The 12,504-nt window shown below is 69.1% G+C and carries 11 protein-coding genes; 3 read left to right on the top strand and 8 right to left on the bottom strand.

Annotation, left to right across the window (positions count from 1 at the left end; all coding sequences use genetic code 11):
- Positions 1 to 52 precede the first annotated feature (52 nt).
- Positions 53 to 937 (top strand): LysR family transcriptional regulator, encoded by an 885-nt coding sequence (locus tag LU699_RS14490; protein WP_232136900.1) that lies wholly within the window; start codon positions 53 to 55, stop codon positions 935 to 937.
- 51 nt (positions 938 to 988) lie between these two features.
- Here the strand turns inward: LU699_RS14490 and LU699_RS14485 are convergent, their stop codons facing one another.
- The 7 genes from LU699_RS14485 to prmB form a co-directional block, all read right to left on the bottom strand.
- Positions 989 to 1,624, bottom strand: a complete 636-nt coding sequence (locus tag LU699_RS14485; RefSeq protein ID WP_232136901.1) for a phosphoribosylanthranilate isomerase — start codon at positions 1,622 to 1,624, stop codon at positions 989 to 991.
- On the bottom strand, positions 1,621 to 2,409 hold the full coding sequence (gene truA, locus LU699_RS14480) for a tRNA pseudouridine(38-40) synthase TruA (protein WP_232136903.1): 789 nt from the start codon (positions 2,407 to 2,409) through the stop codon (positions 1,621 to 1,623). The genes LU699_RS14485 and truA overlap by 4 nt, the downstream gene beginning before the upstream one ends.
- 8 nt (positions 2,410 to 2,417) lie before the next feature.
- Positions 2,418 to 4,325: a FimV/HubP family polar landmark protein gene (locus tag LU699_RS14475; protein ID WP_484497509.1), complete on the bottom strand. Its 1,908-nt coding sequence runs from the start codon at positions 4,323 to 4,325 to the stop codon at positions 2,418 to 2,420.
- 115 nt (positions 4,326 to 4,440) lie between these two features.
- On the bottom strand, positions 4,441 to 5,469 hold the full coding sequence (locus LU699_RS14470; protein ID WP_232580220.1) for an aspartate-semialdehyde dehydrogenase: 1,029 nt from the start codon (positions 5,467 to 5,469) through the stop codon (positions 4,441 to 4,443).
- Positions 5,470 to 5,560: 91 nt separating this feature from the next.
- The gene (locus LU699_RS14465; protein ID WP_232136907.1) at positions 5,561 to 6,586 is read right to left on the bottom strand and encodes a 2-hydroxyacid dehydrogenase; all 1,026 of its coding nucleotides are present in this window, start codon (positions 6,584 to 6,586) and stop codon (positions 5,561 to 5,563) included.
- Positions 6,579 to 7,697, bottom strand: a complete 1,119-nt coding sequence (aroC, locus tag LU699_RS14460) for a chorismate synthase (RefSeq protein WP_232136908.1) — start codon at positions 7,695 to 7,697, stop codon at positions 6,579 to 6,581. Before aroC ends, LU699_RS14465 begins: the two co-directional genes overlap by 8 nt.
- Before the next feature lie 313 nt (positions 7,698 to 8,010).
- Positions 8,011 to 8,982, bottom strand: coding sequence for a 50S ribosomal protein L3 N(5)-glutamine methyltransferase (gene prmB / locus LU699_RS14455; protein WP_232136909.1), 972 nt, complete (start codon positions 8,980 to 8,982; stop codon positions 8,011 to 8,013).
- A gap of 111 nt (positions 8,983 to 9,093) precedes the next feature.
- On the opposite strand from prmB, the gene LU699_RS14450 reads away from it, so the two are divergent.
- Together LU699_RS14450 and asd are read left to right on the top strand one after the other, a co-directional pair.
- Entirely contained in the window at positions 9,094 to 9,759 is a 666-nt protein-coding gene (locus LU699_RS14450; RefSeq protein WP_232136910.1) for an SCO family protein, read from the top strand.
- Entirely contained in the window at positions 9,756 to 10,604 is an 849-nt protein-coding gene (gene asd, locus LU699_RS14445; RefSeq protein WP_232136911.1) for an archaetidylserine decarboxylase, read from the top strand. Before LU699_RS14450 ends, asd begins: the two co-directional genes overlap by 4 nt.
- 240 nt (positions 10,605 to 10,844) lie before the next feature.
- On the opposite strand, the gene LU699_RS14440 is transcribed toward asd, so the two are convergent.
- Positions 10,845 to 12,404 carry a transglycosylase SLT domain-containing protein gene (locus LU699_RS14440; protein ID WP_232136912.1) on the bottom strand — a complete coding sequence of 520 codons (1,560 nt, stop codon included), beginning with the start codon at positions 12,402 to 12,404 and terminating at the stop codon, positions 10,845 to 10,847.
- Positions 12,405 to 12,504: the final 100 nt, after the last annotated feature.

The raw sequence follows: 12,504 nt of genomic DNA, 5'->3' as shown, positions 1-12,504 counted from the left end.
CGTCGCACCGCCAGAATCGATAAGATCTGACACATATGTCAGGAAATCTCACATGACCGACACCGACCTGCCGCCGCTCAACGCCTTGCGTGCCTTCGAGGCCGCCGCACGCCTGGGCAGTCTGAGCCGCGCGGCCGAGGCGCTGCACGTGACCCACGGCGCGGTCAGCCGCCAGGTGCGCCTGCTCGAAGAGGCGCTCGGCACGCCGCTGTTCGTGCGCGCCGGCCGCGGCCTGCGGCTCACGCCGGCCGGCATGCGTATGCGCGACGCCGCCGGCGATGCATTCGCACGCCTGCAGGGCGCAGCCGCGGCGATCCGTCGCTCGGGCACGTCGCCTGCGCTGGTGCTCGGCTGCCCGGGCAGCCTGCTCGCCCGTTGGATGATTCCGCGACTGCCGCGACTCAACGACGCTCTGCACGATCTGAAGCTGCATCTGTCGCCGCATGAAGGCGCGTTCCCGGCGTCACTCGAGGGATTCGACGCGGCGCTGCTGATCGGCACGTCGCCGTGGCCGGCCTCGTGGACGGTGTGCGCACTCGCGTCGGAGCGGATCGGCCCGGTACTCAGTGCGCGCCATGCCGACGCGACACGCCTCGCAGCACTGACGCCCGACGCGCTGCTGCGCGAACCGCTGCTGCACACCACCTCACGCCCGCAGGCGTGGCCGACGTGGGCCTTGCTGCAAGGCGCCGCATCACCCGACGATCTTGGCACCGGATTCGAGCATCTGTATTTCCTGCTCGAAGCCGCAGCCGCTGGCCTCGGTGTCGCCATCGCACCACAGGAACTCGTCGCCGACGATCTCGCCGCCGGCCGCCTGCTCGCGCCCTGGGGGTTCGTCGAAACCGATGCGCAGTGGATTCTGGCGACGCGTCGCGACGACGACGATGCGCGTCTCGATGCGCTGGCGGAGTGGCTCAAACAGGAACTCGCCTGACTTGATTGCCCGCGCGTCGACGCTCGAGCGACGGCCCGACAGGCCTGACGATCAGCGCGTGGCGCGCACCGCGTCGACGAACGCGCGCATCCGCGTTGCATCCTTGATACCCGGCGCGGATTCGATGCCGCTGGACACGTCGACGCCCGCCGGGCGCGCCACGTCGATCGCCTTCGCGACGTTGCCCGCATCGAGTCCCCCCGCAAGCCAGAACGGCCGATCGAGCGACGCCGGCAGCGCCGCCCAGTCGAAGCGTTCGCCACTGCCGCCGGGCTCGCCCGCCGCGTGGCCGTCGAACAGGAATGCCGACGCATTCGGCCACGCATCGAGCGTGCGCAGCGCCGCAGCCGGATCGCCGCCCATCGCGATCGCCTTCCAGTACGGCAGACCGAACCGCGCGCAAAACGCGTCGTCCTCGGCGCCATGGAACTGCAGGATGTCCGGCCGCACGGTCGCAACGATCGCGTCGACTTCATCGGCCGGATTGTCCATCGTCAACGCGACAACGCGGATCGACGCAGGCACCGCATCGCGCAATCCGCGTGCAGCGTCCAGCGTCAGCCGACGCGTACTGCGCGTCGCGAACACGAAACCGATGCAGTCGACGCCGAGTGCAACCGCTTCGGCGACGTCTTCGGCGCGGGTCAGGCCGCAGAACTTGATCAGCGTGGACGTCGCAGCGCTCATGGCGTCAGCGTCACTTCCGCCGGCAGCGCCCACTCCGGCGGATACAACGGCCCCAGGAACACAAGGCCCGCGGCCGGTGCAGTCGCACCGGCGACGCTGCGATCTCGACCCGCCAGCAGTTCCGCGATCCAGCCCTCAGGCTGTTCACCGGCGCCGACATCCAGCAGCGAACCGACGATGTTGCGCACCATGTGGTGCAGGAACGCATTGGCCTGCACTTCGACGATGACTTCGTCGCCATCACGCGTCACGCAGATCCGCTGCAGGTCGCGGCGCGCATGCGGGGCTTGGCAGTGCACGGTGCGGAAGGCGGAGAAATCCTGTTCGCCCAGCAGCGCCTGGGCGGCGCGGTGCATGGCATCGGCATCGAGTGGACGCAGGTCCCACGACAGGTATTGCCGGTGCAGCGCAGGCCGCACCGGCCGGTTGATCAGGCGATAGCGGTAGTGCCGCGCGCGCGCGGAAAAGCGGGCGCTGAAATTGTCAGGCACCGGCTGTGCCCAGCGCACGCAGACCGCGGGCGGCAGATGCGCGGTAGTGCCGAGCATCCATGCGCGCGGCGTGCGCACGGCGTCGGTGTCGAAATGCACGACCTGGCAGCGCGCGTGCACGCCGGAATCGGTGCGCCCCGAACACGTGGTCACGACCGGATGCGCGGCGACGCGCGACAGCGCTTTTTCGAGCGCGGCTTGCACGGAACCCGGACCGGTCTCGGCAGCCTTGCCCAGCCGCTGCCAACCGTGGAACCCATGGCCGTCGTACTCGACGCCAATCGCGACCCGCATCGTGTGGCTCAGCCCAGGGTGCGCAGCAGCTGCGCGGCCTGCGCGGCCGCCGCCAGATCGTCGCCTTCCACCACTTCCAGCAGCAGGCTGCGCGCGGTGTCGGTGTCGCCCAGATCGATGTAGGCGCGCGCCAGCTCGATGCGCTCCACGCCGATCGGCGTCTCGACGGCGTCGCCGCTGTCGAGTTCGACCGGCGCGTTGACCGCCGGCGTCGCGTCGATCACCGGCACGGCCTCGGGCTCGATCGGTTCGACCGGCGATGCCGGCGGCGCGTGCCAGGTCGGACCGCCGGACACGGGCGGCGCGACGACCGGTGCGGGCTCGACCACAGGTGCCGGCGCTTCACGCACGAACGCCGGCGGCGTCGCCGGCTCCGGCACGGTGACCACGGGCGTAGCCGGTTCGACGGTCGACGTCGGCAGGCCGGCCGCCAGCGCGGCGCTGTCGAACGGACGCTTCGCGGTCGGCGTGCGGCCGCGACGGCCGAGCAGGAATGCGAGCGCGGCGACGATGAGGATCGCAACGCCGAGCCACAGCCACGGCATCGGCGCGGCCACGCTGGTCTGCTGCTGGTTGCTCGCTTCCATGCGCTGCTGCGCGGCGGCGAGTTCGGCGTCCTTGAGCTGGATCAGCTGCTGCTGTTGCTGCTGCAGCTGCTGGAGATCATCGAGGCGGGCCTTGAGTTCGTCGATCTCCGCAGTGCGCGCAGCGACGGTCTCGTTGGCCTGTTGCAGTTCCTGACGCAGCATGTCGCCTCCAGCGCCGGCAGCGATGCCGGATTGGGTGCCCGCCGGCTGGCTGTCGCTGGCGGGTGGTGTGATTTCGAGTCGTGCCTCGGGGGTGCGCGGGGCAGCGGCCGGCGGCGTGGTGGCCGCCGTCGTCGGCGTCGCATCGGCCACGGGGTCCGCGGGCTGCGGGGCCGGACGGCGCATCTCGCGCCACTGGCCCACCTGCTCGCGCACCACGGCATTGGCTTCAGCGGCGCTGAACTGGGTCCAGGCATCGCGCGCCGGCACCCGCAGCACCGCGCCCTGACGGATCAGGTTGAGGTTGCCGCCGATGAAGGCGTCCGGGTTCGTGCGCAGCAGCAACAGCATCGCCTGGTTGACGCTGATGCCGGCTTGGTCGGCGAGCGGCGCGGCAATCGAAGACAGCGTCTGTCCGGCGCGCACCGCGGGCAGCGCATCGCCCGGCGCGACGGCTGCAGCGGCAGGACGCGCCGCAGGTGAGGGTGTCGGTGCAGGTGCAGGCGTCGGAGTCGGCGGGGGCGGTGTGGTCGCGATCGCATTGCTGGCAGGTGCCGGCTCGGCCGGCGCAGCGGCCTGCTGCGGCGGTGGTGCGGGCGGCGCCTGCACGGGCGCGGGCGCGACCGGCGGACGCACGATGCTCGGTGCAGGCGCGGCCACGGGTGCCTGGATCGTCGGCTGCGCGGGCGCGGCGACAGTGTCGGGCACGGCAACCAGCGCGGAGTATTCGCGGACCAGACGGCCCTGCCCCCAGTCGACTTCGACCAGGAACGTCAGCGCTTCCTGCGTCACCGGTGCGGCGCTGGTGACACGGATCACCGGACGCCCGCTCCGGTCGAGCGCGACATTGAACTGCAGATCGGACACCACACCGCGCGGCGGCTCGAGGCCGATGCGCGCGAAGGTTTCGGGCGATGCGAGGCGCGCCTGCAGCTGGCGCAGCTCGGCCGGATCGCTGGAGACCACCGGAATTTCGGCCAGCAGCGGCTGGCCCTGCTGCGACCGGACCTCGATGCGGCCCAGTCCCAGCGCGAGCACGGGCCCGGCCAGGGCCAACAGGCCACCGGCCAGCAACAGACGCTTCAAGGTGCGCGACACGAACATCCCCTGTTTCTTGCGGGCTTGCCCCACCCGGCATTGCCGGGTCTGCTGCCGATGATCCGGATTCATCCGGCGACTGTAGCGGCGCGGACTCCCGCTCCGCAACGCGCGATGCGTCCACCGCATCGCGCCAGTATCCACGCAATACGCCGCAGCCGTGGCTGCGACGCGGCATCGCGCGGGCTCAGCCCTCGGCGGCGACCAGTTCGGCGACCTGCACCGCGTTGAGCGCGGCGCCCTTGCGGATGTTGTCGGCGACGATCCACAGGTTGAGGCCGTTCGGGTGCGAGAGATCCTCGCGGATGCGGCCGACGAAGACCGGGTCGCGACCCGAGGCGTGCGTGACCGGCGTCGGCCAGCCACCGCTCACGCGCTCGTCGACGACTTCCACGCCCGGCGCGGTCGCGAGGATCGCGCGCGCTTCGTCAACGGTGATGCGCTCGCGCAGTTCGACGGCGACGGATTCCGAATGGCCGTAGAACACCGGCACGCGCACCGCAGTGGGATTCACCAGAATGCTGTCGTCGCCGAGGATCTTGTGGGTCTCCCAGACCAGCTTCATCTCTTCCTTGGTGAAGCCGTTTTCGAGGAACGCGTCGATCTGCGGGATCAGGTTGAACGCGATCTGCACCGGAAACTTCTGCGGATCGATGCTGCGGAAGTTCAGCAGGTCGCCGGTCTGGCGGCCGAGTTCTTCCATCGCGGAGCGTCCCGCGCCCGATACTGACTGGTAGGTCGACACGTTGATGCGCACGATGCCTGCCTTGCGATGCAGCGGTGCGAGCGCGACCAGCATCTGCATCGTCGAGCAGTTGGGGTTGGCGATGATGCCGCGCGGACGCTGGCGGGCCGCTTCCGGATTGACCTCGCTGATCACCAGCGGCACGTCGTCGTCGTAACGGAACGCGGAGCTGTTGTCGATGACAACGGCGCCGGCTGCAGCGAACTTGGGCGCGTAGGCCTTGCTGGTGTCGCCGCCTGCCGAGAACAGGGCGATGTCGATGCCGGCGGGATCGAAGGTGGCGAGATCCTGCACGACGATGTCGTCGCCGCCGAACTTCACGGTGGTGCCGGCCGAGCGCTCACTGGCGAGCGGCACGAGTTCGGACACGGGGAAATCACGCTCGGCGAGGATCGACAGCATGGTCTCGCCGACGGCGCCAGTGGCACCGACGACGGCAACGCGGAAACGGCGGTTCTGGGAGCTGGACATTGCACACTTCTCTAAAGATCTGGACGTAGGTCGCGCGGAACGCGCGGGCGCTGCATTGCGTGGGCTTCGGGGAACCGCCCGCCCCTGACGCTCAGGCGGTTCCCGGACGTTTCACGTCGATGGCGTCTTGTTTAGCCGGCGCGATCGGGCTCGGCGGATGACCCGCATCCGGACCCGCGCCGAGCGCGGCGATCAGGTTGTCGACCGCGAGCGTGACCATCGCGCGCCGCGTGGCGAGACTGCCGCTGGCGATGTGCGGGGTGAGCACGATGTTGTCCAGCGCGAGCAGGCGTGGATCGACCGCGGGCTCGCCTTCGAACACGTCGAGTGCGGCCGAGGCCAGGCGGCCGTTCGCGAGCGCATCGGCCAGCGCGACTTCGTCCACGATGCCGCCACGGGCGATATTGGTCAGCGTCGCCGTGGGCTGCATCTTCGCCAGTGCGGCCGCGTCGACGATGTGGTGGCTGGCGGCCGAGTACGGCAGCACGAGCACCAGGTGATCAGCCTGCGCGAACAGCGTGTCGAAATCGACATACGACGCGTTGAATGTGCGCTCGACATCAACCGGCAAGCGGCTGCGGTTGTGATAGATCACGCGCATGTCGAAGCCGGACGCACGCTTCGCAATGCCCTGCCCGATCCGGCCCATGCCGAGAATGCCCAGCGTGCTGCCGTGCAGATCGGCGCCGAGCAGACCCTTGAAGTTCCAGCCCTGCCACTTGCCCGCGCGCAGATTGCGCTCGGCCTCGGTGACGCGGCGTGCGGCGGCCATCATCAGCGCGAAGCCGAAATCGGCCGTGGTCTCGGTCAGCACGTCGGGCGTGTTGGTCGCCACGATGTCGCGCGCATGCAGCGCCGGCACATCGAGATTGTTGTAGCCGACGCCGACGTTGGCGACTGCGCGCAGCTTCGCTGCATCGGCGATCGCGTCGCTGCAGATGCGCTCGTTGAGCGTCACCAGCGCGCCATCGACCTCCCGCAGCGCGGCGGCGATGGCAGCGGCGTCGTGTTCACTGACGTCCGGCACCTGCACCACATCGAAATGCGCGTGCAAGCGCTCGACGATGTCGTCGAACAGCGGCTGCGACACCCAGACCTTCGGACGCGACTCAGCCATCGATGCGCCCCGGAATCCGCGGCGTCACGGTGCCGACATCGCCGCACTGCGCGCGATGGCGCAGCGCCTGGTCCATCAGCACCAGCGCGAGCATCGCCTCGCAGATCGGCGTCGCGCGGATACCGACGCAGGGGTCGTGGCGACCGGTGGTGATCACTTCGACCGTGTGGCCGTCGGTGTCCAGGCCATGGGCCGGCAGACGCAGGCTGGACGTCGGCTTGAACGCCGTCGACACCACGATCTGCTGGCCGGTACTGATGCCGCCGAGCACGCCGCCAGCATGATTCGACGCGAAGCCCTGCGGCGTCATCAGGTCGCGGTGCTCACTGCCTTTCTGCGCAATCGAGGCGAAACCGGCGCCGATGTCGACGCCCTTGACCGCATTGATCGACATCATCGCCGCGGCCAGATCGCCATCGAGCTTGCCGTAGATCGGCTCGCCCCAGCCCGGCGGCACACCGTCGGCGACGGCGGTCACGCGTGCACCGACGGAATCGCCGGATTTGCGCAGCGCGTCCATGTAGGTTTCGAGCTCGGGCACCTGCGCGGCGTCGGGCCAGAAGAACGGATTCGATTCGACGACGTCCCAGTCGATCGCGGCGCTGTCGAACTGCACCGGCACGATCTCGCCCAGCTGCGACAGATAGCCATGCACGCGCACGCCGAAGCGATCATGCAGCCACTTCTTGGCGATCACCGCCGCGGCGACGCGCATCGTGGTCTCGCGCGCCGACGAGCGGCCGCCACCGCGCGGATCGCGGATGCCGTACTTCTGCCAGTAGGCGTAATCGGCATGCCCGGGCCGGAACTGCCGGGCGATGTTGCCGTAGTCCTTGCTGCGCGCATCGGTGTTGCGGATCAGCAGCGCGATCGGCGTACCCGTGGTCACGCCTTCATAAACGCCGCTGAGGATCTCGACCGCGTCGGCCTCGCGCCGCGCCGAGGTGTGCCGGGTCTTGCCGGTCGCGCGCCGGGCCAGATCGTGTTCGAAATCCTCGACCGCGAGCGCGATGCCCGGCGGGCAGCCATCGACCACGCAGCCGATCGCCGGACCATGGCTTTCGCCGAAGGTCGTGACGGTGAACAGTTGACCGAAGCTGTTGCTGGACATGGGACGGGCGTCGGGCGACGCAGCACGAAAACGCGGGCCGGCAAGCTTAACGCGAGCGGGACGCGCGTGGACGCATGGTTTCGGAGCGAACCGTTGGGGTTCGGAACGCTTCCCCCTGGAGCGATGTTTTTTCGCTCGTCGCCCCAGCGGCTTTCAACAGACGCATGTCTACTCAAGCTGGGGCCCATTTTGATCTGGCCCATTCCGGGAAAATCAAACTGGATCCCAGCTTTCGCTGGGATGACGACGCTTTAGGCGTTCGCGCGAATGAACTGGATCTTGAGCTTCATGCCAAGCGCGGAACACTACGCGCTCAGAACAACCCCGCCCCCGCACTCACCGTCGCCGCGACGGCAGCCGCAGTCTTGCCCTCGCGCGCCGCCGCCAGTTGCGTGATCTTCGCGCTGTGCGTGACCAGGTCGTGGCGCTCGACGACGAAGATCCCCATCTGGCCGACCTGGAATTCGATCCAGAACAGCGGCAGCTCGGGCAGCAGCTTGATCAGGTGCTGCTCGGACTCGCCGACTTCGCAGATTAGCAGGCCGTCTTCGGTCAGATGCAGCGGAGCGTCGCGCAGGATCTTCAGCACGAGGTCCAGGCCGTCGTCGCCGGCGCGCAGGCCCATCTCGGGCTCGTAGCCGTATTCCTGCGGCAGCGCGTCGGTCTCGTCATTGGTGACGTAGGGCGGATTGGTGACGATCAGGTCGTAGTGCTCGCCCTGCAGGCCGTCGAACAGATCGGATTTGAGGAAGCGCGTGTTGCGCACTTCGAGCCGCTTTTCGTTCTCGGCGGCGAGCGTCAGGGCTTCGTCGCTGAGATCGATGCCGTCGACGTGCCAGTCCGGGTTGTGGTGCGCCATCGCGATCGCGATGCAGCCCGAACCGGTGCACAGGTCCAGCGCGCGGCGCACTTCGCGGCCGCCGAGCCAGGGCTCGAAGCCGGCGAGGATCAGTTCGGCGATCGGCGAACGCGGCACCAGCGCGCGCGCATCGGACTTGAAGCTCAAGCCGGCGAACCAGGCCTCGCCGGTCAGATACGCGGCCGGCATGCGGTCCTCGATGCGGCGCAGGAACAGCGCCAGCACGTCTTCCTTCTCCGCCAGCGTGACCCGCGACTGGCCGTAGACGGGGCTCAGGTCGTGCGGCAGATGCAGCGCGTGCAGGGTCAGCTGGGTGGCTTCGTCGATCGCGTTGTCGTAGCTGTGGCCGAAGGTGAGGCCGGCGGCGTTGAAGCGGCTGGCGCCGTAGCGGATCAGGTCGACGATCGTCTGCAGTTCTTCGGTCATGGCGCGCGGAGCTCGGGACGGCTTGATGGACGCGGATTATAGGTCACCGCCCCGCCACGGCCCCGACAGGCGCGCCGGTTATCATGCCCGGCGCTCGAACCGGACTTCGCGATGTTCAACAGGACCACCCTCGTCATTCTCTGCGTCGCGCTCGCCGGCGGGCTCGGCCTGCTGGTCGCGCAGAAGTATTTCGCCTCGAGCGGCAGCGCCGCCGCGCCGCAGCTGGAGGTCGTGCAGCTGTATCCGGCGCCGCGCGATCTGCCCGATTTCGCGCTGCAGCAGTCCGATGGCACCCAGCTACTGCCGGGCGAACTCGCTGGTCACTGGACACTGGTGTTCATCGGCTTCACCCACTGTCCCGACATCTGCCCGATGACGCTGACCCATCTCGCCCAGGCGCAGCGCCAGTGGGAAGCGCTGCCCGAAGCAACGCGTCCGCGCGTGCTGTTCGTGTCCGTCGATCCCGATCGCGACACCCCCGAACGCCTCGGCGACTACGCGCATGCCTTCCACCGCGACACGCTGGCCGCGACCGCGGACATCCCGTCGCTGGAGCGCTTCGCGCGTTCGCTGTCGATGGTGTTCGCCAAGGTGCCGTTGGACCGCGACGCGCCTGACGGCGCCTACACCGTCGACCACAGCGCCTCGCTGGCCGTGCTCGATCCGCAGGGCCGCATGGCAGGCGTGGTCTCGGGCAGCGTGCTCAACGCCGAAACCCCGCGCCCCGAGGCCGTGGCCGCCGATCTGCTGCGCCTGACCGCCGAGCACCGCCCATGAGTCTCGTCACCTCGCTGACCTACGCCCTGCCGCACCGCTATCTGTCGTCGCTGGCGCGGCGCCTGGCGTATTCGCAGAACCCCGGCACGCGCCGCTGGCTGATCGACACCGTGGTGCGCAAGTTCGGTGTCGACCTGTCGGAAGCGGCGAATTCCGATCCCGAGTCATACGCCAGCTTCAATGCGTTCTTCACCCGCGCCCTGCGCGAGGGCGCGCGCGTTGCCGATCCCGATCCGCGTGCACTGGTGATGCCGGCCGATGGCCATATCAGCCAGTGCGGCCCGATCGAAGCGGGCCGCATCTTCCAGGCCAAGGGGCAGTCGTTCACCGTCGCCGAACTGCTCGGCGATGCGGCCGACGCCGTTCCGTATCTGGACGGCAGCTTCGCGACGGTCTACCTCTCGCCGCGCGACTACCACCGCGTGCACATGCCGTGGACCGGCACGCTGCGCGAAACCGTGCACGTGCCCGGCCGGCTTTTCAGCGTGGGCACCGCCGCGGTGTCGAAGGTGCCGCGCCTGTTCGCCCGCAACGAGCGTCTGGTCTGCCACTTCGACACCGACTTCGGCCCGATGGTGCAGGTCATGGTCGGCGCGCTGCTGGTCTCGGGCGTGGAAACGGTCTGGAGCGGCGAGGAAATTCCCGCCTATGGCGACCGCATCCAGCGCAAGGACTGGCGCGGCCGGGGCATCACCCTGCAGCGCTTCGAAGAAATGGCGCGCTTCAATTACGGCTCGACGGTGATCGTGCTGTTGCCGAAGGGTGTGGCCGATCTGGAGCCGTCGCTGCACGCCGAATCGCCGGTGCGGTTGGGGCAGCGGCTGGCGGTGCGGACAGCCGACTGAAAGCGGCGCGCGGCGCCGATTTCAGCAACGCGAAGATCTCCGCAATCCCGAGCCCCTCTCCCGCCGGGAGAGGGGTTGGGGTGAGGGTGCTTTTGTCGCTTTGCAAGACAACCCCGCCCTCACCCGACGCGCTGCGCGCGCCGGCCCCGAATCAAGTCCGGGGCAGGCTCTCTCCCAAAGGGAGAGGTGCAGGTTTCCAGGCTAGTGAGAGTTGGCGAGCACGTCGAAACGACGCCACCCTCAGCGCGAACACCCCTCCAACGTCAACGACTGCCCCTGCCGCAGTGCATACGCCGGCGCGCGCAGGCCGTTCGCACGCGCCAGCACCGGCACATCGCAGCCGTAGCGCTGGGCGATGCTGCCGAGCGTTTCGCCACGCGCCACGCGATGCGTGCGTGCGGGTGCGGGCGCCGGTGCAGGCGCAGCCTCCGGCGGACGCGGCGCGGCAGCGGACGGCGGCACCGCAGCCGGCGGCGGGTCGCCCTCGGTCGACAGCACTTCGATCGCACCGGTGCGCACGATCGCCGCGCGTGGATCACTGTTGACCAGTTCGGCCGCTAGATCGGCGCGTTCGCCGCGCACGCACCAGCGCTTGTACAGGCTGGCCATGCGCGTGGTGCCGGCGAGCGTGGTGCCGACCGGGAGCAGGCTCTCGGCTTCATAGCTGGGGTTGAGGTTGCGCAGCGCGCGCATGTAGCCGTCGCGGGTGTTGCCGTTGCCGAGGCAGATCGTCAGCTCGTAGATCGATGCCGGGCGCTCGAGGGTAAACGTCGCCGGGCGCGTGTCGATCTTCGGGAACGTCAGGCCGTATTCCTGCGGGTGCAGATACAGCCACGCCGCGGCGATCACCATCGGCACGTAGTCCTTGGTCTCGGCCGGGAACTGGTTGTAGACGTCCGGATCCCAGAAGCTGCGGCCTGCCGCTTCGCGATACACGCGCAACGCGCGACCTTCGCCGCCGTTGTAGCCGGCGAGCCAGTATTCGATCTCGTTGCCGTGCTGGGCGAAGCGCTCGTTGAGATACACCGCGGCCGCGTCGGCCGACAGGCGCGGGTCGTAGCGCGTGTCGAAACCGGTGCCGTCCGGGCCGAGGCCGAAGCGGCGCCCGGTCGCCGGCATGAACTGCAGCGGACCGGCAGCGCCTGCGCGCGAGCGCGCATGCACGCGGCCGTTGGACTCCTTGGCCATGATGCCGAACAGCAGCGCCTCGGGCAGACCGCTGCGCTTGAACGCCGGCGACATCAGGTGCTGCATGTACTGGTAGTTCTCGTGGCTGGTCATCAGCGACACGCGCATGTCGGTGAGCCAGCGGCGGATCGACGCCTGCACGGCGGGATTGAGCTGGACCATGCGCTTGAAGCGCTCGTCCTCGGCCAGCAACGCCGAGGCGCTGGCGGCGGCCGGCACATCGGCGGTCGGCAGCGTGCCTTCGAGGCCATCGACGTCGGCGTCCTCGGGCCCCTGCCCGGCCTGCGCATCGGCATCGGACTTGAGCAGGCGCTTGTAGGTCGTCAGCAACTGCGGAACGCTGCAGCCGCGCTGCTTCTCGCAGGCCAGCATCACGTCTTCCATGTCCTCCAGCGCCGCATTGCTGGCCGTCATGCCTGCCGGATCGTCGTTGGCGATCTGCACCAGTGCCTGCCGGTAGCGGGCTTCGGCATCGAGCATGCGCTGGTTGAGCGCCTCGCCGGCTTCGCGGTCGCGGCGCGACTGCGCGTTCGCATCGGTAGCCGTAGCGGCCAGCGCGAGCGCCAGCGCGAGGGCGCCCAGGCGCAGCGTCGTGGAAACGGAATCTCGCATCGTGACGGGGGTCCAGCAGACAGGGCCCGCAGGGTAGCCCTGCCCGTCGCGGCGCGGCAAGGCGCGCAGTGCGAACTGCAACGCAGTCGCTAGAATCGCG

It is taken from the genome of Luteimonas fraxinea (genome assembly GCF_021233355.1).
GTDB lineage: Bacteria > Pseudomonadota > Gammaproteobacteria > Xanthomonadales > Xanthomonadaceae > Luteimonas > Luteimonas fraxinea.
Note: the sequence above shows the minus strand (reverse complement) of the source record. Positions and strands in the feature narration are given on the sequence as shown.